The organism is Agreia sp. Leaf210, assembly GCF_001421485.1.
In the GTDB taxonomy this organism is placed as follows: domain Bacteria; phylum Actinomycetota; class Actinomycetes; order Actinomycetales; family Microbacteriaceae; genus Agreia.
Genome location: NZ_LMKK01000004.1, coordinates 231773 through 255284 on the forward strand (window position 1 = coordinate 231773; position 23512 = coordinate 255284).

At 67.6% G+C, this 23512-nt stretch carries 17 protein-coding genes; 6 read left to right on the forward strand and 11 right to left on the reverse strand.

The window, feature by feature from the left end:
• Window positions 1-25: 25 nt before the first annotated feature.
• The 5 genes from ASE64_RS15780 to ASE64_RS15800 all read right to left on the reverse strand — a co-directional run bounded on the left by ASE64_RS15780 (window position 26) and on the right by ASE64_RS15800 (window position 3308).
• On the reverse strand, window positions 26-280 hold the full coding sequence (locus tag ASE64_RS15780) for a DUF4287 domain-containing protein (protein ID WP_055782725.1): 255 nt from the start codon (window positions 278-280) through the stop codon (window positions 26-28).
• A gap of 52 nt (window positions 281-332) precedes the next feature.
• Window positions 333-761, reverse strand: coding sequence for a hypothetical protein (locus ASE64_RS15785; RefSeq protein WP_055782730.1), 429 nt, complete (start codon window positions 759-761; stop codon window positions 333-335).
• Between the two features lie 42 nt (window positions 762-803).
• Window positions 804-1304, reverse strand: coding sequence for a hypothetical protein (locus tag ASE64_RS15790; RefSeq protein ID WP_055782733.1), 501 nt, complete (start codon window positions 1302-1304; stop codon window positions 804-806).
• Window positions 1305-1503: 199 nt separating this feature from the next.
• Window positions 1504-2130 carry a response regulator transcription factor gene (locus tag ASE64_RS15795; protein WP_055782736.1) on the reverse strand — a complete coding sequence of 209 codons (627 nt, stop codon included), beginning with the start codon at window positions 2128-2130 and terminating at the stop codon, window positions 1504-1506.
• On the reverse strand, window positions 2127-3308 hold the full coding sequence (locus ASE64_RS15800; RefSeq protein ID WP_055782738.1) for a sensor histidine kinase: 1182 nt from the start codon (window positions 3306-3308) through the stop codon (window positions 2127-2129). The genes ASE64_RS15795 and ASE64_RS15800 overlap by 4 nt, the downstream gene beginning before the upstream one ends.
• 163 nt (window positions 3309-3471) lie before the next feature.
• Here ASE64_RS15800 and ASE64_RS15805 point away from each other — a divergent pair, with 163 nt between their 5' ends.
• Window positions 3472-4536, forward strand: a complete 1065-nt coding sequence (locus tag ASE64_RS15805; protein WP_055782741.1) for an ABC transporter permease — start codon at window positions 3472-3474, stop codon at window positions 4534-4536.
• Window positions 4533-5312, forward strand: coding sequence for an ABC transporter ATP-binding protein (locus ASE64_RS15810; RefSeq protein ID WP_082466428.1), 780 nt, complete (start codon window positions 4533-4535; stop codon window positions 5310-5312). The genes ASE64_RS15805 and ASE64_RS15810 overlap by 4 nt, the downstream gene beginning before the upstream one ends.
• Here the strand turns inward: ASE64_RS15810 and ASE64_RS15815 are convergent.
• Window positions 5246-6187, reverse strand: coding sequence for an alpha/beta fold hydrolase (locus ASE64_RS15815; protein WP_055782743.1), 942 nt, complete (start codon window positions 6185-6187; stop codon window positions 5246-5248). The genes ASE64_RS15810 and ASE64_RS15815 overlap by 67 nt on opposite strands.
• A gap of 121 nt (window positions 6188-6308) precedes the next feature.
• On the reverse strand, window positions 6309-7802 hold the full coding sequence (locus tag ASE64_RS15820) for an MFS transporter (RefSeq protein ID WP_082466430.1): 1494 nt from the start codon (window positions 7800-7802) through the stop codon (window positions 6309-6311).
• Between the two features lie 116 nt (window positions 7803-7918).
• Between ASE64_RS15820 and ASE64_RS15825 the strand changes: the two genes are divergently transcribed.
• From ASE64_RS15825 to ASE64_RS15840, 4 genes are all read left to right on the forward strand, one after another.
• Entirely contained in the window at window positions 7919-8578 is a 660-nt protein-coding gene (locus ASE64_RS15825; RefSeq protein WP_055782746.1) for a TetR/AcrR family transcriptional regulator, read from the forward strand.
• 160 nt (window positions 8579-8738) lie between these two features.
• Window positions 8739-9692, forward strand: coding sequence for a manganese catalase family protein (locus tag ASE64_RS15830; protein WP_055782748.1), 954 nt, complete (start codon window positions 8739-8741; stop codon window positions 9690-9692).
• A 116-nt stretch (window positions 9693-9808) separates the two neighbouring features.
• Window positions 9809-10219, forward strand: coding sequence for an NAD(+)--rifampin ADP-ribosyltransferase (gene arr / locus ASE64_RS15835; protein WP_055783194.1), 411 nt, complete (start codon window positions 9809-9811; stop codon window positions 10217-10219).
• 53 nt (window positions 10220-10272) lie between these two features.
• Window positions 10273-10506, forward strand: a complete 234-nt coding sequence (locus ASE64_RS15840; RefSeq protein ID WP_055782751.1) for a hypothetical protein — start codon at window positions 10273-10275, stop codon at window positions 10504-10506.
• A gap of 44 nt (window positions 10507-10550) precedes the next feature.
• On the opposite strand, the gene ASE64_RS17525 is transcribed toward ASE64_RS15840, so the two are convergent.
• The 4 genes from ASE64_RS17525 to ASE64_RS15855 all read right to left on the reverse strand — a co-directional run bounded on the left by ASE64_RS17525 (window position 10551) and on the right by ASE64_RS15855 (window position 23458).
• The gene (locus ASE64_RS17525) at window positions 10551-10715 is read right to left on the reverse strand and encodes a hypothetical protein (protein ID WP_156352013.1); all 165 of its coding nucleotides are present in this window, start codon (window positions 10713-10715) and stop codon (window positions 10551-10553) included.
• A gap of 90 nt (window positions 10716-10805) precedes the next feature.
• Entirely contained in the window at window positions 10806-14243 is a 3438-nt protein-coding gene (locus ASE64_RS15845; RefSeq protein WP_055782754.1) for a family 43 glycosylhydrolase, read from the reverse strand.
• A gap of 35 nt (window positions 14244-14278) precedes the next feature.
• A complete protein-coding gene (locus tag ASE64_RS17250; protein ID WP_082466433.1) occupies window positions 14279-16861 on the reverse strand; it encodes a LamG-like jellyroll fold domain-containing protein in 2583 nt (860 codons plus the stop codon).
• Window positions 16862-16954: 93 nt separating this feature from the next.
• The gene (locus ASE64_RS15855) at window positions 16955-23458 is read right to left on the reverse strand and encodes an immunoglobulin-like domain-containing protein (protein WP_055782757.1); all 6504 of its coding nucleotides are present in this window, start codon (window positions 23456-23458) and stop codon (window positions 16955-16957) included.
• Between the last annotated feature and the right edge of the window lie 54 nt (window positions 23459-23512).

Consider the following 23512-nt stretch of genomic DNA (forward strand, 5'->3'; position numbering starts at 1 on the left):
GTCACTCTATGCGTCGCGCGCCGGGTCACTGCTTCGCCAACGCGGCCTTCACATAGGCGACGATCGCATTGGCGTGGCCGTGGCCAAGGCCGTGCTCCGACTTGAGCGTCGACACCACCCGCATGTGGGGATGGTCGGCGAGTTCGACGACGACGAGGTCGAGCCACTCCTGAATCGGCTTGCCGTAGGTGCTCTCGATACTCGCGAAGTACGACGCAGGGCCCTTGAGCTTCGATCCGTCGTTGGGCTGCTCGGGGGCGAGAACACGCGTGCTGGTCATGCAGTCACGATAGAAGACGCGGTGCGCGGCAGCAACGGTTCGCTCGCGCGGATCAGTCGTTCTCTGCCCGGTCGCTCTCGACGAACAGGTAATCGGCGACCTTCGTCCAGTCGTCGCCTGCGACAGGCGTATCGCTGAGCATGTAGTTCGGCATACCGTTGAAACGAACCATCAGGGGCAGGCCGGTCGAGCATCCGCTGGCACCGACGTCGCCCTCGAAGATCATCAGGCATGTGCTGTCTTCGGAGTCGCCAGTGCCTTTCGCCGCGTAGAACGTCGTGTCGCCCTTCTGCCAGAGCAGTCGCGTCGACTCCTGCTCCACGGCGGCGACCACGTTCTCCGTTCCGTTGGCGGGGAGCTCGTCACTCGCGACCTGCTCGCGGTCGAAGACGTCGAGCCCACCTACCGGTGCGCATCCCGAGAGGCCCGCCGCCAGCGAGAGCGCCACCACCGCTACGGCAAGCACCGTCGATCTCTTCATGTCGTCACCCTTTCCAGAGCATCGTCGTCATCTGTATGTAAATCAGTCGACGGTCGAGCATCGGGAGGTCGCCTCGATCGTCAGTTTCGGGGCAGGGTCCGTGGCGGAGGCGGCCGAAGGCCTGAGAGTGAAGATCATCAGCGATCGGCTGGCCAGGGTGAGAATCGGCGCCGGCCCCTGCTCGGACTTCATGGTCGCGCTCCACCCCTCCTTGGCCGCGTAGCTGGCCGACAGCTCGCGCACCCACCCGGTCAGATCGAAGCCCTCTGCCGTCACGATCGATCTCTCGACGGCGACGAGCGTTCCCTCCCCGCCGTCTGGGCACGGCTCGGTGCGGATGGTGTCCGCGGCCGACACGATCGAGTCCGGCGGAAGCTGCGCCTGCAACTCGTCCATGCCGTCGGTCACCTGGGTCGTGACATCGTCGACGGTCAGCGAGTTCGCCGACGACGAGAGGGCGAGGCCCGTCGCGACGATTCCCACGAGCAGAACGACGCAGGCGACGGCCAGCACCACCGTCGGATGCTTTCGCAACACTCGCATCGCGTTCTCTCCCTCGATCGCCCTGCCTCAAGTCTGCCCGGTCACTTTCTCGGGGCAAACGAGCGATGAGACGCCTCGTCCCATGCGGCTCTCGTTCGTTCGGGCGGAGATTCGAGGGGTCCGTGCTCGTATGAGCGTCGGATGCCCTGAATCTCCGCCCGAACGCCCGCCCGACCGAGGGAACGCCCGACCACCAGACCTACCGCAGGATGCCGCGGGTGCGGGCTGCAGACACGGCCGCGGTGCGCGAGCTCACCCCGAGCTTCGTGAAGATGTGCGCCAGGTGCGACTTCACCGTCGTCTCGCTCACGAACAGATCGCCGGCGACCTCGGTGTTGGAACGGCCGGCCGCCACCAGCTCGAGCACCTCGATCTCGCGAGAGCTCAGACTCGCCTGCGGCGCCCGCATGCGGCTCAGCAGTCGCGACGCGATCACGGGCGCGAGGGCGCTCTCTCCAGCCGCTGCCGCCCGCACTGCCGCGATGAGCTCGTGCGGCGGGGCGTCTTTCAGCAGGTACCCGCTCGCCCCGGCCTCGACCGCGCCCAGGATGTCGGCATCCGAGTCGTAATTCGTGAGCACCAGAACGTAGGGCGCCGCGTCAAGAGCCCGGATGCGCCTGGTCGCATCTGCGCCCGTCGCCTGCGATCGGGCTCCGAACTGCAGATCCATGAGCACGACGTCGGGATTCTCGTGCACCGTCGCCGCCACCGCCTCGTCGGGGGTGGAGGCCTCTGCGACGACCTCGATGTCGGCCTCGAGGCCGAACAGCGCGGCCAGCCCGGCGCGAACGATGGGGTGGTCGTCGGCGACGACGAGTCTGATCACGCGATGCTCTCGAGGGCGAGTTCCACGCGCAGGGTCGTTCCTCGACCGGGCGACGACTCCACCGACAACACGCCTCCGAGCTGGTCGACTCTCTCCCTCGCCGCCGTCAGGCCGAACGAATCCGACCGGCCGCCCCGAGCATCCGCCGCTTGAAGATCGAACCCGGCGCCGTCGTCGACGATGGTGAAGCGCAGGCCGACGCCATCGGACTCGAGCGTGATCACCGCGGCCGCGGCGTGCGCGTGCTGAATGACATTGGCCACGGCACCCTGGGCGATGCGCAGCAGCGCGGTCTGCAGCTGCATGGGAAGTTCGATCGAATCGGAGACCCGCACCGTGACGGCGAGACCCTGCGCCTGCCACTGCCCCACGGCCAGCCGACGAAGCGCACCGCCGAGCCCGTTGTCGTCGAGATCGGGCGGCGTGAGCTCACGAATGAAGCGCCGGGCCTCGGCCAGATTGTCGGCCGCCGTCTCGCGCGCGAGCCGGATGTGCTCCACACCCGGCCGTTCGGGGTCGGCGCGCTCGGCCGCGTGCAACAGCATCTGGATGCTCGACAGGCCCTGGGCGAGCGTGTCATGGATCTCGCGGGCCAGTCGGGCGCGCTCCGCGAGCACACCCGATTCGTGCTCGGTCGCGGCGAGCTGACCCTGGGTCGCCACCAGCTCCTGCATCAGCGCCTCGCGCTGTTGCGCCTCGCGGGCGAGCGCCTGGTAGCCGAGGCCGATGAGTAGAGCGACTCCGGCGCCCACGAGCGGGCCGACGACGCCGCCGACCGTCCAGCCGCCATGGATGCCCAGGGCGCAGATCGCGACGACGGTCGCGGCCACGATCGCCACCGACCCCCACCACCGGCCGAGCAGGTGCAGATAGAGAAAGAACAGCGGAAAGACCAAGTACGCGGCCTCGGGCGTGAGCCACAGCAGGGCGATCCACTCGAGCGTGATCGCGGCCAGCCACAGAGAACCCGCGATGCGACGGCGGCCACGAGCCCGCGCCACTACTCCCCCGAGCGCATAGGTGACGAGGAGCAGAATCGCGAGGCCGATCACGACTCCGGCGCGTTCGCTCGGCACGACCACGGCGCGAACGATCACCAGCACCGCGAGCGCCGCGAAGAGAACGTGCAGCCCGGTGCGCAGCCCCACGAAGACGGGGGTGAGCGCGGAATGAGCCATGAATCGAACTCTACGCGCCGCCCCAACCGCGTCATCCTTCGAAAGTACGACTGCGAGGCCGATAGATCGGCCAGACCACACCGTGCGGGCGACGGATGCCTCGGGCCGGTCTGGGCGGAAAAGTGAGGAGGGTCACCACCCCGGTGACACGAAAGGACGTCTTATGTTCGTCGCACTCCGCGACCTGCGCTTCGCCCGAGGACGATTCGTTCTGATCGGCTCGGTCGTCGCCCTCATCACGATTCTCGTCGGCTTTCTCAGCGGCCTCACCGGCGGCCTGGCCACCCAGAACATCTCGGCCATCCTGCAGCTACCCGGCGACCGCATCGTCTTCTCGAGCCCGAGCGGCGAGGCCGCGAGCTACTCCGACTCCACCGTCACCGAGAAACAGCAGGCCACGTGGGCAGCCACGGCGGGGGTCACCTCCGCCCAGCCGATCGGCATCACGCAGACCCGCGCCGAGGCGGGCGGCACTCGAACAGCCGTCGCCGTCTTCGGAGTGCAGCCCGGCTTCACCTCCACCGCCCCCACGCAGCGCGGGCATGTGAGTCTCGCCGCACCGGCGGCGCAGGCTCTCGGGGTGAAGGTGGGGGATTCCGTGACGATCGGAGCCACGCGCTACGTCGTCGACAGGGTCGCCGGAGATGCCTGGTACAGCCACACTCCGGTCGTCGAGATGACGCTCGCCGACTGGCAGGCCTACGCGGCGGCCACCGGCAGCGCCGACAGCTATGCGACCGTGCTGGCCGTATCCGGCACCCCCGACTGGAGCGCCGCCGACACGGCCACCGCGACCGTCTCGACGAGCGTCCTCGGTTCGCTGACCGCGCTCAGCGCCTTTCGCTCGGAGATCGGCTCCCTGCTGCTGATGGTCGCTATGCTCTTCGGCATCTCCGGTCTGGTCATCGGCGCGTTCTTCACGGTCTGGACGATGCAGCGCAAGGGCGACATCGCCGTGCTCAAGGCCCTCGGCGCCAGCACTCGGTCTCTGCGAACGGATGCGTTGGGCCAGGCGCTCGTCGTTCTGGTCGCCGGCATCGGGGTCGGCCTCGCCGTCGTCACCGCACTCGGGCTGCTCGCCGGCTCGGCACTGCCGTTTCTGCTCAGCCCCGTCACCACCCTCCTGCCCGGCGTCATCATGATCGCTCTCGGGCTCGCCGGAGCAGCCTTCGCGCTGCGTTCCGTCACCTCCGCCGACCCCCTCACCGCCCTTGGGAGCACCCGATGATCCGCCTGAACGACATCACCCTGACCTTCGCCGACGGCGACGCCCGCATCACCGCAATCAATCGAGTGTCGCTCGCGGCGCATCCGGCAACCGTCACCGGCATCACCGGGCCGAGCGGCTCTGGCAAGTCGAGCCTGCTCGCCGTCGCCGCCACGCTCATTCGCCCCGACTCGGGCGAGGTGCTCATCGACGGGGTCGACGCCGGCACGCTGAACGCGACGGAGGCGACCGAGCTGCGCCGCGAGAAGATCGGCATCGTCTTCCAACAGTCCAACCTCATTCCCTCGCTCACGGCCCAGGAGCAGCTGATGGTCATGAACGAACTGGGTGCGCGAGGTGGTCGAGCCGGGCGGCGAGGCCGAGCCGTCGCATCCGATCGCGCAGCGATGCTTCTCGAGGCCGTCGGCCTGGCCGACCAGCGACACAAGAGACCACACCAACTCTCGGGCGGGCAGCGGCAGCGGGTCAACATCGCTCGAGCGCTCATGAACGAGCCCAGCGTTCTTCTGGTCGACGAGCCGACGAGCGCGCTCGATCAAGAGAGGGGCGCAAGCATCATCAAGCTGATCCTCCGCCTCACCGCCGAGCTCGACACGTCTACCCTGCTCGTCACCCACGACCTCGTGCACCTTCCGCGCATGCACGAGGTCCTGCACCTGGTCGACGGAGCGCTCGTCGAGGCGCCGAGTTCACGGCTGGGCGCGGCGGATCAGCGCGCTGGCAGGGCTTCGAGGAACGCGGCGGTGTCGTCGGCGATCGCGGGCGACTGGCTGTGATGCAGGTAATGCTGCCCGTCGAGAGCGACGACCTGGCCGTGGTCGACGGTGGCTGCCTGCTCGTCGTGCAGTTCCCGCCAGCCGTCGAGCTCGGCATCGTTCTTCACGACGAAGAGCAGCACCGGAAGGGTGGGCGGAAAGGCGAGCTCGCGAGCCGCGCCGAAGTTCGAACTCGAATGGGCCATCTCGTCGATCATCGTCGGCGAGGTCGAGTTGCGCGTCGTGAGCAGGCGCATCTGCTCGGCGGTACGGTCGTCGAAGGGCGCGTGATCGGCATCGCCCGAGATCCACGACAGTGCCCGGATGACGCCAAGGTCTCGTAGCGCGACGAGTCCGTCGGTGGCAATTGGTTCGTCCCAGCCGGGCTGATTCGGAACGCTGCTGTCGACGCCGACGAACGCGATGAGCTCGTCGGCGTAGTCGGCGGCATAGCTGAGGGCGTAGATGCCGGCGATCGAGTGCCCCATCAACACGTAGCGATCGATCCCGAGGTACTGCAGGGCCTCGTGGACCTCGTGCGCGATGTTCTGGGATGTGCGCGGGCTGTCGGTCTGGTCGCTGAGTCCGGTGCCGAACGGCTCGACCGCGATGACCCGGTACGACCCCTCCAACTGATCGATCAGGGGTTCGAAGTCGAGGCCGGGCGCCGCCGTTCCCAGGCCGGGCAACAACACGATCGCCTCGCCGCCGCCACCGCTGTCGAGCACGTTCAGCTGCTTCCCCTCGACGGGAACGAGAGTGCCGTACGGGGCGATGGCAGCGAGGTCGGACTTCGTTGCGACGACGTTGACGATCGAGGTCGTGGCGAGGGTCACGATCGGAATGGCCAGGAGGGCACCGATCGTCAGCAGCGTGATCTTCAGGGGTTTTCGCACGACATTCTCGTTTCAGCTCTGCCCGCGAGACGATCGCGCGGGCACAGCTCAAGTCAATCGAGCGTCGGCGTTACCCGGAAGTGCCGTGATGTCACGACGTGACATGACATGTGTCACGACGTCAAACGGGACGCAGCTCGTCGACGTCGTCGACCCCGGCGGCCTCGGCCTCGCGACGGCGGGCCCGCAGCGACGGGGCGGCGAGGGCGGCGATGATCGCGATCACGCCGACTCCGGCCGAGACCCAGAATCCGATGGTGAACGAGTCGTCGGTGGGCGCGCCCTGAGCGGTGACGTTCGACGACAGCAGGGCCGCGATCACCGCGGTTCCGACGCTGCTGCCGATCGTGCGGATGACCGTGTTCGCGCTGATGGCCTCACTCGTCTGCGACGCGGGAACGCTTTCGACGATGGCGTTCGACGTGGCGGCGAGGGCCATTCCGATGCCGATACCCGTGAGAACACCGGAGACGAGGATCTGCCAGTCCTCCGCGTGACCGAGAGCGGGAATGACGAACGCGATCGCGACCGACACTCCACCGACGATCATGGGGATCTTAGGCCCGATCTTGCGGATCAGAATTCCGGCGAGCACGCCCGACAGCACCATCGCCACCACGGTCGGCAGTAGGTACAGCCCAGCCTCGCTCACCGATTTGCCGAAGCCGTAGCCGAGAACGCTCGGCAGCTGCAGCAGGGTGGGCACCAGGATGAACGTGCCGAACATCGCGAAGCCGAACGCGAGGGCCACGATGTGGGCGGTCCAGACTCCGCGGTGCTGGAACAAGCGCATGTCGATGAGCGGTTCCTTGACGCGCAGTTCGACGAACACGAAGACGACGATGGCGACGGCGCCGAGAACGAGCAGGCCGATGGTCTTGCCATCATCCCAGCCCCACTTCTGGCCCTCGCCGATGGCGAGCAACAACGCGACCAGACCGACAGACAGGATGCCGGTGCCCACCAGATCGAGACGGCCCGGCGTGCGCTTGGTCGACTCGGGGATGCCGAAGATCGCGCCGAGGAGGGCGATCGCCACGAGGATGGCCGGCAGCCAGAACAGCCAGTGCCAGGAGAGCGCCTCGACGATGGGGCCGGCCGCCACGATGCCGACGCCGGCGCCGATGCCGAAGATGGCCGAGAGAAGACCGATGGTCACACTCACGCGCTCCCTCGGCAGCTCGTCGCGCACGATGCCGATGGAGAGCGGCATGACCGCGCCGGCCGCGCCCTGCAGTACGCGGGCCACGATCAGCACGCCGAGGTTCGGTGCGAGGGCCGCGAGCACAGTGCCGACGAGCAGCAGCGCGAGAACAACGATGATCACCTTGCGCTTTCCGACCATGTCGCCGAGGCGACCGAGGATCGGGGTGAGTACCGATGCCGAGAGCAGATAGGCCGTGAGAACCCAGCTCGCGTCGGTCGTCGCGACACCGAGGTCTGACCCGATCGTGCCGAGGGCGGGCGCGACGAGCGACTGCAGCACGGCGAACGAGAGCCCGCCGAGCGAGAGGAAGAGAACGATGGCGACGGAGCGGGAGCCCCGGCCCTTTGCGGCTGTGCCCGACTGGGCGCTGACGGAACCCGTGGTCGGGCCCTGGGCGATGACAGACATGGATCTCCTCGATGTAAACACTTGACGACTTGTCGAGTATTCACCCGTCGATGACGTTTGTCAACAATCGTTTACTTCGCTTATCGCCCGGCTACAGTGGGTGCGGGAGTTGATACATGAACAGCAAGACGACGATGTCGACGGCAGACCCCTCCGAGATCCCGACCGAGGCCGATGACGAGCTGATCCGCTCGGGTCGCGACGCCGCCCTGACGCGACGCGCCCTGGTGCGTGCTGCTCGCAGGCGCTTCGCCACCGATGGGTATCGCGCCACGACCGTTCGGCAGATCGCGGCCGACGCCAAAGTGAACGTGGCGCTGATCAATCGGTACTTCGTCTCGAAGGAGGGCCTCTTCGAGGCGTGCATGCTGCGCACGTCAGACGAGCTCGAGAACCAGGGCTCGAGACCCTCCAAGAGCATCGACGAGGTGATCGAACGGCTCATCGAACACGTCGTCAACGCGCCCGATCGTGACGACCCGCTGCAGCTCCTCCTGCTCCTGCGCTCGTCGGGAGACGAGAATGCCGACCTCATCCGACGCAGGACCCTCGAGCACTTCACCCGCAGGCTCGCTGCGGCGGCGGGCTGGAAAGAGAACGACGCGGCCACCGACGCGATCCTCCTGCGCGCTCAACTCGCGATCGCGACATCTCTCGGAGTCGTGATGCTGCGCACCTCGGCAGCCGTGCAGCCCGTCGCATCTGCGAGCGCCGACGATCTCACCGAACCGCTCAAGCAGATGTTCCAGGTGCTCTTCACACGGCAGCACGACTGACCCTCCCTGCCCACCCTGATCCGATTCACCCGCTCTCAGAACCGGGCGCGGGGCATGCTGCGCGCATCCGCCGGATAAAGCAAGGGTCGAATCTCGATTCGATCTGAGACCTCAGGCTGGATGCATCGGGGGCACACTGCCGCCCGTCGAAGGAGACAGCATGTATTTCCACGTACAGGAATGGATCAACGACATCGCTGAGGACGAGCCGGACCCGGCGGCGGCGAACGCCCTGCAGGAGGGACTCGGCGGGCAGTTCGGCGAGATGCGCACGATGATGCAGTACCTCTTTCAGGCCATGAACTTCAGAGGCCCGGCCGCCAAGCCGTACCGCGACCTCATTCAGGGCGTCGGCACCGAGGAGATCAGCCACGTCGAGCTGATCGGCACTACGATCTCGCGGCTGCTCGATGGCGCGCCGGGCTACAAGGGCAAGCTCACCGACCCGCTCGACACCCCGGGCGCGGGCGGCGCGACTCCCCTGAACATCGCACTCGACCACGGCAACATCCACCACTATCTGGTGGGCGCACAGGGAGCACTGCCCGTCGACTCCGCCGGCAACCCGTGGCTGGGAAGCTACGTCTACAACTCGGGAAACCTCGTTCTCGACCTGCTGTACAACCTCATGCTCGAGTCCACCGGACGCCTGCAGAAGACGCGCATCTATGAGATGACCGCGAACAAGACGGCTCGGTCGACGATCGCGTACCTCATCGTGCGTGACCAGGCCCACGAGAACGCCTATGCGAAGGCTCTCGAGACACTCGGTGTCGACTGGAAGAAGACCCTGCCGATTCCCAAGACGAACGCCGAGCAGTTTCCCGAGGTCAAGAAGCTCGTCGACCTCGGTCTGCAGAGCAAGCAGTTCACCTTCGACCTGAAGGGCGAGTCCGAGGCCGGACGCATCTTCCAGGGGGCGTCGCCCTCGAACGACGGCACCGACCTCGATGGAAGCGAACAGGCACCCATCGGAACGCCCTCGTTCATCGCGCCCGAGCGCCTCGAGGAGTTCTCGCCGGGACTCGACCCCGAGCTGCTCAAGCTCATCCAGGCCACGGCCGAGCAGGAGCTCGCCGAGGTCAACGCGTTCTACGGCCCCACGGCCCAGTAGGTGTTGCCGTTCAACAGGATGGATTGATGACACGCCGGTGTTCGCCATAAGACACACCGACGATGTCTCGATTCATCCCGTTGAACGGTTCGAGCACGTCTTCGTACACTGACTCCGTGAGCACTGCACTCGACGACGGGCCCTTCTTTCACGGCACAAAGGCCGATCTCCGTGTCGGCGATCTTCTCGTGGCGGGACGCCGCTCCAACTACCGCCCCGAGGTCGTGATGAACCACATCTACTTCACTGCGTTGAAGAACGGCGCGGGCCTCGCGGCCGAGCTCGCGGTCGGCGACGGCGAGCCGCGCGTCTACGAGGTCGAACCCACGGGCGAGTTCGAGAACGACCCTAACGTCACCGACAAGAAGTTCTCGGGCAACCCGACCCGCTCCTATCGGAGCACCGCCTCACTGCGAGTGGTCGGAGAGGTCACCGACTGGGAGCGCCTGACACCCGGGGCCCTGCAGCAGTGGCACGAGCGCCTGGCAGCACTGCGCGCAGACGAGCGCGGCGAGATCATCAACTGACCGAATTATCCGCAGCGGGTGGTCGACGCACCCTCGAGTAAGGACGAAAAACTATGAACGACCGCAGTAAAGGAACCGAGTCCGTCCTCCTCGTGGTCGCGATCATCAGTTTCCTGGTCGTGATCGCCACGCTGGTGTTCATCGCGCAGGGCAGCGGAAACTGGTTCACGGTGGCTGGTTCCGGGCTCACCACGATCGCAGCAGTGACCGCCATCGTGAGATCACGTCGGGCCCGAAGGCGTGTCGCCGATGCGGCCGACGCTGCGGCAGAAGAGCCGGCCCCGTAGTCCACAGAGGCCACGCTTGCCGTGGCCAGCCTGTGTGAGGTGCGTCAGAGCCCGACGGGCGAGCGCCCGGCCGCCGCGCAATCACGGCACCACCAGCCGGTGAAGCGTTCGAGCATCACCAGCTCGCGCGGCGCACCGCAGGTGGGACAGGGCGGGCTGGCCTCGACACCGTCGGCGTGCTCGGCTGCGCGGGGAGCGGTGTCATCCATGAGTGGAGTCTATGCAGCAATCCCGCGGTGACAGCTACAGATGCAGACAGGGGGTACCGGTGTACCGGTACCCCCTGTCTGCTGTGGTGACTAGTGCGTTCGGCGGCGACGCAACCAGAACGCCAGTCCCCCGGCGACGAGCAGCGCGAGCGCTCCGAGGCCGGCGTACAGCGCGCCCGATCCGGTGAGCGCGAGCGGTCCGCCCGACGTGCCGCCGGCATCCACCGACGAACCGGATGCCGGACCGGTCGGCTCGCCCCCGCCCGGCTGACCCGGCTGCCCGGGCTCCGTCGGCTGGCCCGGATCGACCGGCGGCGTCACCTCGTCATCGGCCACGACCACATCGAGCGTGACGGTCGGTGATGCGAGCTCCTCCTCCGGCTCCATGTCGAAGACGGGCAGCCCTTCGGCCGACCAGTGCACCCGTCGCACGAACATGTCGCGCCCGCTCAGGTTGTTGTTGTCGGTGCGGGCGTGGAAGACGTAGATCATGTTGCCGTCCTCGTCCTCCGACCACATGCCGTGGCCCGTTCCCAACTGCCAGGCGCCGTCGAAGAGGCCCGACTTCTGGATCGGATAGTTCAGCTTCGACCAGGCGGCTTCGGTGAGCAGATCGGTCTCTCCAGACGCGTCCGCGGTGGCGAGCCCCGTCGTGTAGGTGTCGCCGACCGTCGAGCCCGAGTAGATCAACTGCAGCCTGCCGTCGCGGGTGATCACGTTCGGCCCCTCTGCGATCGTGTTGTCCCACGCGTACTGGGGCGCGAGGATGCGCACGGGTTCCGACGTCAGTCGCGTCGGATCCGTCGGGTCGACCGTGGCGATGAACAGCGAGCCGAGCTGCTGCCAGACGTAGTAGGCCTGGCCCTTCTCGTCTTGGAAGTACGTCATGTCGAGCGAGATGCCGGCAATCTGGTTGAGGTCCGATCCGTCGGCCCGCAGGACTTTGGATGGCTTCGTCCAGTTCGCGGGAACGGCCGGGTCGAGATCCGCACCCGAGGCGTCCTGCTCCAGCTGCATGATCGACGCGCGGCCCGACCACATGTCGGGGTTGTTGCCGTAGCAGGGCATGAACAGGATCGAGAGCCTGCCGTCGATCTCGTGATACTCGGGTGCCCAGAAGCATCCGGTCATCACATTGCCGAGCGCATCCGTGTCGCCGCGCTTCAGCAGGTCGATCTCCTCGGCGCCCGCCGCATCCGACAGCCCCGAGATGGAGTCCGCGATGCGGATGGGCATCATGGCCGCGCCCTGCTGCTCGACGTTCGAGCCATAGAGGTCGTTCGTCGCGATCATCAGGTACTTCGTCGTTCCATTGAAGTCGTACTTGTACACCGAGGGATCGGCGCGCTCGTCGGCGAACGGACGCGGGTACTCGGTCTGCTTCACAGTGCCCGTCACGGTGTAGGTGCCCGGCTTCGAGGTGTCGACGCCGCTGGTGTCCCATGTGGCGACGGGCAAAGAGCCCGTCGATCCGTCGGAGTAGTCGAGCCCGACCTCGGTCGGCAGCTCGAGCGCCGATGCATCGTCGCCCACCGAGGCCGCGATGTCGTCGAAGGGCGCGTAGCCGGTGTTCGTGATGCGACCGAAGCGCTCCTCGAGGGCGGTGATGGTGGCCGCGTCGACCGGCGCGGTGCGCCCGGCCACGTAGTCGTCGATTCCGGATGCGGCCGCGACCGCGCCCCGGTCGGCGATCGCGCCGGCCACGATCTCGCCGCGCGTGCTCGCATCGGCGAGGTCGCCGATGGTCGTGAACTTCGGCGTTCCGGAGTCGTCGGTCCAGGCGATGACGTAGGCGTCGGCCGCCGAGTCGAACACGGCGTGCGGGCCGTTCACGCCGTTGGTCTCGCCGAGATCGAGCATGCCGACCTCCGTGTACGACAGCAGATCGGTCGAGGTCGCGATGAGAACGCTCGACTTCTGCGTGCCGTCGGATGCGCCCTCGCGGGCGGTGCGCGTGGAGACGACCCCGTAGCCGCCGTCCTCGAGCGCGAACACCTGCGGGTTGACCAGGCTGCGGATGATGTCGTCAGACGTTCCGCCGGCCGCCGGCGTAACCGACGTCTTCGGGAAGAAGATGCCGTAGTTCTCGTTCAGCGGCGTCCACGCGGAGCCGTCGTCAGACGGCAGGGCGAGGTGCATGCTCAGGGCGACGTCGGCGTTGTTGGCCGTGTTCGCGCTGGTCGGAGTGCGGTGGTAGCTGAGCAGCTCCTGCGAGGAACCGGCGGGGAGCACCCGCACGGTGAAGGTCTTCGTCACCGTGACTGCGGGGGTGTCGGTGCGGGAGATGACCGCGTCGACCGTGCCGGTGACATCGCCGGCGGCGGCCGCGCCCGCGGCATCCGGTGCCGTGATCGTGCCGTCGGCCGCGACCGCGACACCCTGCGCGTTCTGCAGCACGACGCTCGTTCCGTCGGCCGGGGCCGGCAACACCGTTCCCGAGATGACCACGGGCGGCAGCACGTAACCCGCCGCTGCCGCGTCGACGCGCTCCTGATCGCTGGTCGGCAGCACGGTGAGGGTGATGCTGTCGGATGCGCTGACGCCCCGAACCGTGCTCGTCGCCGTGGCGGTCACCGTCGCCGTGCCGTCCTCCTCCGAGGGCTGACTGACGCGACCATCGGGGGCCACGATGGTCTCGTCCGAGGTGGTCCACGTGACCGCGCCTCCGGCCGTCGGCAGGGCGACATAACCCGAGTCGACCGTCTGATCGGCGAGACCCAGACCGTCGAGAATCGACTGCGCCCGCGCCGCCATCTCGGCTGTGTGGATGCTCGCGTCCTGATCCGAGATCGCCGCGACCTCGCTGTCGGCGATCGCGCGGTCGTAGACGCGGAACGCCGAGACCTCGCCGGCGAAGAAGCCGTCGGGCCAGGGCGAGCGACCGATCGCGTTGAGTGACTGGTCGGTGATCGAGGCGGGAGTGAGGGCGGTGTTCGCCTGGCCCGTCTTCACTCCGTCGACGTAGAACGAGATCGTTCCCGCGGTTCCGTCGATCACCGAGGTGAGGTTGTACCAGCGGTCGGCCTCGAGCGCGTTCGTCGCCCGGGCGTTGACCTCGCCGCCGTTCGACGCCGTGGTGATGGCGGTGCGCGGCACGTCTCTCACCGAGGTGAAGAAGTACGAGGTGGGTGAGTCGTTGCCGACGTTCCAGAGGAAGTTGAAGGCGGATTTCATCGAGGCGTCGATCTTGACCTCGGTGCTGATCGTCGCCGCCGTCTTGCCCGCGAGGATGTCGTTCGGAAGACGAACCCAGTTCGCCGAGCTGTTCTTGGCGCCGCCCGTGAACTGCAGCGAGTCACCGGTCCACCGGTCATCACTACCGTTCACGACCGTGGCGGCCGCGAGCGCGCCGGCGCCCGTGGCGGAGTTCGGCACCGATGCCCCGGCGGTCTGCGAGAAGACATACTCGCCGATGAGGCCGTCGGTCGGGGCTGCCGCAGAGGCGACGCCGGCAGCGGAGAGGCCCGTGCCGATGACGGCGAGCGACACCACGGCCGCCGCGCCCCGCGTGAGAATTCTGGAGATCACGTGTTCACCTTCGGTTGGAGGTCGGAGAAGAGGGGCTACGCGGAGCGGCGGCGCCGGCGCACGACGACCGCGATGCCGGCTGCGAGCAGCAGGGCCGCGAGCGACACGATTCCGGATGCGCCGAAGCCCGTGGCGGCGAGCTTGTCGCCGGCGGCCGTCGACCCGGGGATGGATGCCTCCGGTCCGCCCGTTCCAGGCTGGCCGGTACCGGGATCCACGGGCACGACGATTTCGCCCGCGGCGACGCGCACGGTAGACGTGACCTCGATCGCGGTCGAGCTGAAGAGCTGTTTGTCGGCCGCGTTCCATGCGGTCGATCCGGCGGCTCCGGCCCAGTCGTTGAGATTGGAGCCGAGCGAGCGCACCACTCCGGTGACCGTGTAGTCGCCAGCGGTAGACGTGTCCACGCCGGAGAGATCCCAGTCGACGGCCAGCTCAGCCGTTCCTCGCGCATAGGCCAGGTTCACCGCGGCCGTCGCCGGCAGCGCGGCGGCGACCGCGTCAGCCGTCGCACCCTGGCTGACGCTCGCGACGCCGAGCTCCGTCGACACCGCCGACGTCGCATCCGCTGCCCGCACGGTGTCGTACTGCGCCTTCGTCAGCGAGATGATGCCACCGTGCTTCGTGCTCGGGGCCATCTCGAAACCGGCCGCCGTCAACTGCGACCAGCCGGCATCCAGATCGTTCGTCACCATCGGCCGGTAGCCGGTCGTCGGAATGACGTCGACGTACAGGTACCACGTGTCGTCGCTGTGGCTCTTGAAGACGGCCGGACCTTCGACGCCGCCCTCGTTGCCTCCCGCCCAGACCGCGCCGATCTTCGTCTGCAGCGTCGTCCAGGTCGTTCCGGCCTCCCACCAGCGGGGCGCCTCGGTCGACTCCATGTAGATTCCGTTGCCGAACGAGTTGTCCTTCGTGATGCGGTAGGTCGTGCCGTCGTTCTGGATCATCGTGGTGTCGATCGCGTTTCCGCCGGTGTTCACGAAGTCGCCGCCGAAGGAGTAGCTGCCCTGCGTGAAGTCGGTGGTGGCACCCCAGAGCACGCGGTTGTACGACGCGGTGTCGTGGGCCGGGTCGTCGTTGGGGAACACGTTCGATGCCCAGTACACGACGAAGGCTCCGCGGCCGTCGGGGTAGTAGTCGTCGACCCAGGTCGCCTCGGGTGCCCAGGCCATTCCGAGCTGTGCCGCGGTGTTGCCCGCGGCGTCGGCCGCCATGTCGATCTGTCGCAGGTCGCCCCACGTCACGAGGTCCTTCGACTCCCAGATGTTGAGCTTCGTGCTGGCGTTCTTGGTCCAGTGGCACCAGGTGGTGCAGTTGCCCGAGCCGTTGTCGCCGCCGAAGACCCGCAGGTCGGTGGCGATGATGTAGTACGTCTGGGTCTCGGGGTTGTAGGTCAGGTACGGGTCGCGCACGCCGGTCGTTCCGAGGTCGGAGGCCAGAATAGGCACTCCGCCGTTCAGCGGATCCCACTGCTCGGGGTTGTCGCCGCGCGACACGTCGAGGTAGATCTTCTCGGCGTAGCCCTCCGAGTCCTCGATGAAGTGCACCATGAGGTAGCCGTAGTCGTCGGCCTGGGCGGCCAGCGGCGTCACGGTCACCGCGACCTCCTTCGAGGCGGTGATTCCGCGCACGGTGGCCGTGGCGGTGAGGGTCCCGCTGAGGGCGGGCTCTCCCGCCGCCGGCTGCACTGCCGTGGCGGTCACGCCGTCGGCGGCGATCGCGATGCCGGGCGTGTTCGAGGCCCAGCTCACGGCGCCACCGGATGCGGGAAGCACGAGCGAGCTGTCGTCGATCGTGACCGGCTCGATCGAGTCGACGAGAGACTGCGCGGCCGCGCCGATGCTGTCGGCGTGGGCGAGGGCATCCTCGTCGGAGACGTCGTCGACCTCCTCGGCTGTGAGGGCCCGGTCGTAGACGCGGAATGCGGCGACCTCTCCCTTGTAGAAGGGGTCGGGCCACGGCGAGCGCCCGATCGTGTTGAGCGACTGGTCGGTGATGGATGCGGGAGTCAGCGACGTGTCGGCCTGGCCGACCCGGGTTCCGTCGACGTAGTACGTGATGGTGCCGGCCGCGCCGTCGATCACCGAGGTGAGGCTGTACCAGCGGTTCGCGTCGAGCGCGCTGGTCGAGCGGGCGTTCACCTCGCCGCCGCCCGAGGTGGTCGTGATGGCGGTGCGGGTCGTGTCTCGCGCGGTGGCGAACCAATACGCCGCGTTCGTGTCGTTGCCGATGTTCCACAGAAAGTGGTTGGCGGTCTTCATCGACGGGTCGATCTTCGCCTCGGTGGTGATGGTCGCCGACGTCTTTCCGGCGAGGATGCCGTCGGGCAGCTCGACCCAGTTGGCCTGGCTGTTCTTCGCGCCACCCGTGAAGACGAGCGAGTCGCCCGTCCACTGAGCATCGGTTCCGTTCACCACGGTGGCTCCGGCGACGGCGCCCGCCCCCGTGGCGGTGTTCGCCACCGCATTGCCCGCGGTCTGCGTGAAGAGGTACTCGCCGATCAGTCCGTCACCGGGGGCGGCGGCGTTCGCCGCGCCTCCCAGCGACAGTCCTGCGCCGATCACAGCGAGCGACACCGCTGCGGCCGCTCCCCGCTTGAGAAATGTGGAGATCATCGAATGCCTTTCACTCGTCGTCGAGTCGTGTGCGAACGTTCTGCGTGGATGTTCTGCGTGGATGTGGTTGTGGTTGTGGATGGCGTACTGAGATCAGACACGTCGGCGGCGCAGGAGGAACACGGCTCCGCCGGCGATCAGCAGCGCGAGCGCTCCGAGCCCCGCGAACAGTGCGCCCGATCCGGTCTGACTGAGAGAGCCGCCGGGGCCACCGGCGCCGGGAGCTCCGGCATCCGGAGCACCGGGTCCCGCAGGCACCGCCTGCACGGTCAGCGCCTTCTCCGCGAGAGCCCCCGACGTGCTTCCCGCAGCGCGCACGGTGTGCTCCCCGGCGGGTGTCGTGAGCGGGATGCGCACGGTCGCCGTGAATCGTCCGTCGCTGTCGGCGTCGGCCGAGCCCAGGAACACCGGGTCGGAGAACAGGGTCATCTCGACCCTCTCGCCCTCTCCGAATCCGCGGCCGGTCACCGTGACCGTGTCACCTGCGACGACACTCGACGCGCTCAGGGCGATCGAGGCATCCGGTGTGTCGGGGCCTGACACGACGACCGACAGCGACCCTGTCGCCGAGCTGTTGCCGGCCACATCGACCGAGCGGTACTCGAGCAACGTCCAGCCGACCGTTCCGAAGCTGAGCGGCTCGCCGTAGGCGGCCCACTCCCCCGCGTTCAGGCGGTACTCCAGTGCCGCCACGCCGCTGGTCGCGTCGGATGCCGACAGCGTCACGACGACGGGCTGCTCGACCGTGCCGACGGCAGTCGACGGCGAAGCGAGAGCGCTGACGCTCGGTGCCGTGCGGTCGACGGGCAGGGTGATCGAGCCGACAGACGACTCCACGGGAACGCCGGCGACGCTCGCCCGGTATTCGAGAGTGCGGGCGCCGTCTTCGGCGAGCGAGATCGGCGCCGTGTAGGCCGTCCACTCGCCGCCGTCGAGGCGGTACTCCAGATCTGCCGGCGCATCCGAGCCCGGCGCGAGGGTGACGGTCGGCGCCGTGCGGTACCAGCCCGCGGAGCCATCCGGTGCGCCCGGCGCGGTCGTGGCGATCACGCTCGGAGCCTCGGGGTCGACGTCGTCTCCCACGACGACGCGGATCTTCACCGCGGCGTTCTCGGGAGCCAACTCCTCGTCGGCAGCCATCGCGAACACCGGCAGACCGGCGGCCGTCCAGTGCACCAGGGCGGCGCGGGCGTGCCTGCGGGGGTCGAACAGACCCGCATCCGTTGCCTCGCCCGGGTTGGACGAGTCGTTCACGGTGCGTGAGTGGTAGACGATCACGGGGTTGCCGAATTCGTCGACGGTGAACGAGTTGTGGCCGGGGCCCACCTGTCCGGGAACGTCGTCGGTCGTGAGCAGCGGGTAGGGGTTCTTCGCCCACGACGCCGGGTTCATCAGATCGGCCGCAGCATCCGCGGTGAGCACGCCCACGCAGTACTTGTCGTCGACGGTCGCCGCCGAGAAGGCGATGACGATCTTGCCGTTCTTCTTGATCACGGCCGGGCCCTCGTCGATCGAGTCGCCGTTGTTCTTCTCCCACGCCAGGGTCGGCGCGGAGAGCAGAATCGACTGCGAGATCAGCTGATTCGGGTTCGCCGGGTCGATCTCGGCCATGCGCAGCGTCGATCCGATGGCGGGCTTCTCGGCCCAGACCACGTAGTGCTTGCCAGCCTCTTCGAAGTGCGTCATGTCGAGCGAGAAGCTCGTGAACGCGGAGCCGTCTCCGGCCGCCGCCTTCACGTAACCGAGGCTCGTCCAGTTCGCCGGATCGAGCGCGGCGTCTCCGCCGAACTCGTCGCCGGTGAACTTGAGCATCGCGGGCCGGATGTCGAAGCCGCTCGTGCGTCCGGCGGTGAACAGGATGTACCAGTCGTCACCGATCTTCTCGAGCTCGGGTGCCCAGATGTAGCGGTTGAGAGCAGGATCGGTGTTCTCGTGCCAGATGGTGGTCTCAGGCGCGTTCTTCAACCCCTGGATCGTGTCCGCGCTGCGCAGCACGATGCGGTCGTAGCCGTTCGGGTCGTCGGCACGGGTCATCGGGTAGGAGCCGGTGAAGTAGTATTTGCCGTCGTCTCCGAGGGTGACGTCGGGGTCGGCGCGGCGCTCCACCAGCGGGTCGGGGAAGGTCGGTCGCGTGACCGTTCCGTCGACCGTGTAGGTGCCCGGCTCGGCGGTGCTGAGCGCGGCCAGGTCGTCGGCGTTCCAGTCGACAGGCATCGACGAGGTGTCGCCGCTCGAGTATTCGACCGTTGCCGTCTCGGGCAGCACCGGGGTCTCCCCCGCACCGATCTTCACGTCGCCGAACGACTGCACGCCCGTGTTCACGACGCGACCGTAGGTCTTCTGGATGCTCGCGTACTCCGCGGCGGTCACGCCGATGCTCGAGGCTCCGGATGCTCCGGCCGGGAAGTCTCCTGAGCTGTCGGGCGCAGCAGGCGTGAGCGCTGTGGCCCCCGCCGGCGAGCTGAACGTCACGAAGTCAGAGGTCGTCACCTCGAAGCGTGCACCGCCCTGAGCCGTGTAGCCCACGCGGTAGCCGCCGATCCCGTTGTCGTACACGGCCGAGACGTCGGTCGCCGAGACGATCGAGGGAACGAACGACACGAGACGCTCGTTCGTGAACGACGTCAGGTCCGCCGAGTCGTAGACGTAGAGACGCGACCCCTGGCCGTTCTCGATGGCGACGAGACGGAAGGTCCCGTCGGGTGCGCGAAGCAGCACGGGAGGCCCGAACTTCGTCGCGCCGAGTGTCGGATAGAGGATCCCGCGACCCTTGTTGAGTCCCGTGTACTCGCCGTCGGAAGTCGAGGGTGAATCGGATGCCGCGAGGTGCAGCACGTCGGTGCGGTTCGTGTCGCCGTCGGTGATGTACGAGCCGATGCGACCGGTGTCCTGCGCCAGCACGGTGACCGCGAACTCGCGGGTTGCGGTGAGCTCGCCCAGTGTGAAGGTCGCCGTGAGGGTGACCGACTTCTCCGCCGGCGCCCGGGTGACCGAGCCGTCGGTCGCGATCGCCGCCGCATCCGATGTCGCCCACGAGACGGCGACCTCGCCGATCGACGTGCGCAGCACGATGTCGTCCGTCACGCGGGTGATGGCCAGGTCGTAGCCGTTCACGGCCACGGTCAGGTTGTTCTGCGGGGTGTCGGCGAGAACGATGAAGGGGAATTCGCGGGTGACCGTCTTGCCGGCGAGCGTGAGCGTGGCCGTGAGCGTCACCGGCACGTCACCGTCGACTGTCGGGCGGGTCACCGTTCCGTCGGTGGCAATCGCATCCGGGCGGTTGGACGCCCACGTGATGGTCGAGCCGTTTGCACCCTGAGCCGCCAGATCGCGGTCGGTCGTGATCGCTCCGGAGCCCGGGTTGAGCGCTGCGGCGTCGGCCTCGAGCGCGGCCTGCACGGTCGCCTCATCGGCCCAGGCGTAGTACTCGCTGGCGATCGAAGCGTCGTCGAGCGCACTCGTCCACACCTTCACATCGCGCACGCCGCCCTTGTAGAGGTCGTCGGGGTACGACGACTTGCCGATGTACGACACGAGGTTCGAGCCGAACTGGCTCACCGTTCGTGTGGTCGAGACCGATCCGATCTTCTTGCCGTTGAAGTAGCCGGTGATGCGGTTCGGCTCGATCACGGTCGTGTACAGGCCCCAGGCGTTGGATGTCGCGGGTCCCGCGATTCCCTGGCCCGCGTTGGTGGGCGAGATGCCGGCCTCGGTGCCCCACGGGGAACCGGGCGAGCTGCCGTTGGTGATCACCGACTTGAACAGACCGCTCGGGTTCTTGGGATTCAGCAGCCAGTACTGGGCCGGAGGGTTGCTCGCGGAGCCGAAGAACATGGCCGCGTAGTTTCCGGATGCCCGATCGTTGCGCAGCCAGGTCGAGATGGTCAGGGTGTCGCGGCCGTCGAACAGGCCGGTGGGCAACTGCACGTACGCTCCGCTGCTGCCGCTCGAGCCGCCCGGAAGAGCGAGCTCGGGGCCGGTCACCTTGGCGCCCGTTCCCCTGATCACACCGTCGTTCCCGTAGGGAGACGAGTCGGGGACGGTCGTGCCGGTTGTCTTCGAGAAGTCGTAGTGCAGACGCAGATCGCCCTGTGCTGCGGCGACCTTGATCGTGGCGGTGACGGCACGGGCGACACTCGTCACCTCGCCCTTCACGGTGATGGTCTGCGCGGTGTCGGCGTAGCCGGCCGGAGTCTTCTCCCAGGTGACGGGCAGGTCCTGCTGCGAGCCATCCGCGAAGACCACCGTGGCGGTCTTCGGCAGAGCCGCCTCGGTGCCGACCTGCGTGGTGAGTGACACGGGCTTCACCTCGGTGACAGCGGGGAGCATCGCGTCGAACACCCGCTTCTGTTCCTCCGCCGTGATGGGCAGAACCGTGCCGTGTCGGGGTGCCGGATTCGGCAGCGTGTAGTTCGCAGGAATGGTCCAGTCCGCATCCGCCCCGAGCTTCTTCGAGAAGAGCGGAATGTACTTGCGACCGCTGAACTCGTCGACGAAGAGGTAGTAGCCCTCGCCGTTCACGTCACCGGGGTTGGCCTTGACGATGGTCGGGCCCTCCACGGCTCCCGTTCCCGCGTTCTTGCCGATGCAGCTTTCCTGCAGCGCCCAGGCGCCCGTCGTCGAGGTCTTCGTGGTGACGGCGAGCAGATCGGTCGACGTCTCTTCGAACACGTCGAGGCAGCCCATCGACTGCGCCTCGTCTTTCGTGAAGCGGTGATAGGTGTCGCCCTCTTTGATCACGGTGCTGTCGATGCGCGAGACACCCGTGTTCTGCCAGACCTTCGCCTCGGTGAAGGTCTGGAAGTCGCGCGTCGTGGCGTACATCATGACGTTCGGCGCGGAACCGGTGTGGTTGGGGTCGTCGGCCGCGTAGATCTTCGACGCCCAGAACACGACGTAGGCGCCGAGAGATTCGTCGTAGAACGCCTCGGGCGCCCAGGTGTTTCCTGCCGTGTCGGGCGAGACCTGCACGTGGCGCTGCTCAGACCAGTTCACGAGGTCCGTCGACTCCCACACCTCGATGAACTTGCTGCCGGTGCGCTGCGAGGCGTCCCAGCTCGTGCCGCCGCCGATCGAGAGATCTGTGGCGATCATGTAGAACTTGTCGCCCTCGGGAGAGCGCACGATGAACGGGTCGCGCAGACCCGTGGTGCTCTTCGTCGAGGTGATGGCGGGCTTGCCGCCGTTCAGGGCGAGCCAGTTGCGGGCGTCGTTGCCGGTGCTGGCTCCGAAGTAGATCTTCTCGCCGGCGACGCTGTCACCGGTGAAGTAGCTGAACAGGTACGACTCGTACTCCTGCTTCGCCGGCAGGGCCGGAACCGTGGCGGCGAAGGTGCGCGTCAGAGCGGCCTCGCCCTTGGTGGCCGTCGCCGTGAGAGTGACGGATGCCGCGGGGTCGCCGTGTGCGGGGCGCGAGACGACACCGTCGCTTGCGATCACCTGCGTGTTCGAGGAGCTCCAGACGACGTCGACTCCGGAGACGCTGGACGCGGGCAGGGTGACATTGCCCCGCACGTCGTCGAGCCCGTGCACGACGATCGCGTCGAGCGCCAGCTGGGCGGCGTCGCCGTCAGGCGATGCGGTGGCCGCGACCGTCACGGGAATGGTGCGGGTCACGGTGGCCGCGCCGGCCGTGATCGTGGCGGTCAGGTCGACCGTTTCAGTGGATGTCGTGCGGGTCACCGCTCCTGTCGCCGAGACGACGGCCGGGTTCGACGACGCCCAGGTGATGGTCGACCTCGCGGGGCCGCTGACCGGCAGCGAGAGGTTGCCGGTGACGGCGGACACGTCTCCGAGCGCGGTCTCTGCCCAGATGGCATCGGAGGTGGCGATGGCGGTCGCCGACTGCGTGCTCAGGTCACCGACCTCGGCCGTGGTCAACGCGCGGTTGTAGATGCGGAAGTCGCTGACGACACCCTTGAACGAGTTGTCGAGCGCGTAGGCCGAGCGGCCGATGTAGTTGCGCGTGGTCTTGCCCGCGCCGAGCTGCGCCGGCGTCACGTCGACCGCCGTGTTCTGCGCGACCTGGGTGCCGTTCTCGTAGAGCGTGCCGACCTTTCCGGTCTGCGTGTAGGTCAGACGCTTCCACGTGCCCTTGGCCAGGTTCTGGTCGCGGCCCTTCGAGGTCTCCTTCTCGCCGCCCCACGCCGCTGCGGAGATAACCGAGCGGTAGGGAGTCGAGGTGGTGAACAGGTAGCCGTTGCCCGACTGCGGAGTGCCGACGGCCTCATTGCCGAGGTTGTACAGAAAGTGGTTGCCGGTGAGTGCGGGGTCGATCCAGGCATCGAACGAGACGGTGATCGAGTCGAGCCCCGCCGTCAGGTCATTGGGGAGCTTCACGGCGTTGCCGCTGCTCGAGGCTCCTCCGCCGAAGACGAAACCGTGTCCTGCATTCCACCCGGGGGCACCCTCGACGGCAGCGGTGCGTCCGTTGCCCGACGAGTCGGCCACGGAGGTGCCTTCTGTCTCGTCGAGCTTGTACCAGGCGACCAGACCGTCGTCGACCGACGCCGCCACCGCGGGTGCTGGAGGCGCGGCCAGAAGGGTACTGAAGGCGACCGCGAAGGCGGTCAGCATGGCGATTCGGGATTTCAGCATGAACTCACTCCGGTGTGGGTTTTCGCGGGTCTTGCGGGGTATTTCTCGGCAATT

Excerpts from the sequence above, each read along its gene's own strand:
- ASE64_RS17250 (WP_082466433.1), bottom strand. The coding sequence starts at position 16,861 with ATGATCTCCACATTTCTCAAGCGGGGAGCGGCCGCAGCGGTGTCGCTC.
- ASE64_RS15855 (WP_055782757.1), bottom strand. The coding sequence starts at position 23,458 with ATGCTGAAATCCCGAATCGCCATGCTGACCGCCTTCGCGGTCGCCTTC.
- ASE64_RS15780 (WP_055782725.1), bottom strand. The coding sequence starts at position 280 with ATGACCAGCACGCGTGTTCTCGCCCCCGAGCAGCCCAACGACGGATCG.
- ASE64_RS15820 (WP_082466430.1), bottom strand. The coding sequence starts at position 7,802 with ATGTCTGTCATCGCCCAGGGCCCGACCACGGGTTCCGTCAGCGCCCAG.
- ASE64_RS15810 (WP_082466428.1), top strand. The coding sequence starts at position 4,533 with ATGATCCGCCTGAACGACATCACCCTGACCTTCGCCGACGGCGACGCC.
- ASE64_RS15785 (WP_055782730.1), bottom strand. The coding sequence starts at position 761 with ATGAAGAGATCGACGGTGCTTGCCGTAGCGGTGGTGGCGCTCTCGCTG.
- ASE64_RS15825 (WP_055782746.1), top strand. The coding sequence starts at position 7,919 with ATGAACAGCAAGACGACGATGTCGACGGCAGACCCCTCCGAGATCCCG.
- ASE64_RS15805 (WP_055782741.1), top strand. The coding sequence starts at position 3,472 with ATGTTCGTCGCACTCCGCGACCTGCGCTTCGCCCGAGGACGATTCGTT.
- ASE64_RS15830 (WP_055782748.1), top strand. The coding sequence starts at position 8,739 with ATGTATTTCCACGTACAGGAATGGATCAACGACATCGCTGAGGACGAG.
- ASE64_RS15790 (WP_055782733.1), bottom strand. The coding sequence starts at position 1,304 with ATGCGAGTGTTGCGAAAGCATCCGACGGTGGTGCTGGCCGTCGCCTGC.
- ASE64_RS15800 (WP_055782738.1), bottom strand. The coding sequence starts at position 3,308 with ATGGCTCATTCCGCGCTCACCCCCGTCTTCGTGGGGCTGCGCACCGGG.
- ASE64_RS15840 (WP_055782751.1), top strand. The coding sequence starts at position 10,273 with ATGAACGACCGCAGTAAAGGAACCGAGTCCGTCCTCCTCGTGGTCGCG.
- ASE64_RS17525 (WP_156352013.1), bottom strand. The coding sequence starts at position 10,715 with ATGGATGACACCGCTCCCCGCGCAGCCGAGCACGCCGACGGTGTCGAG.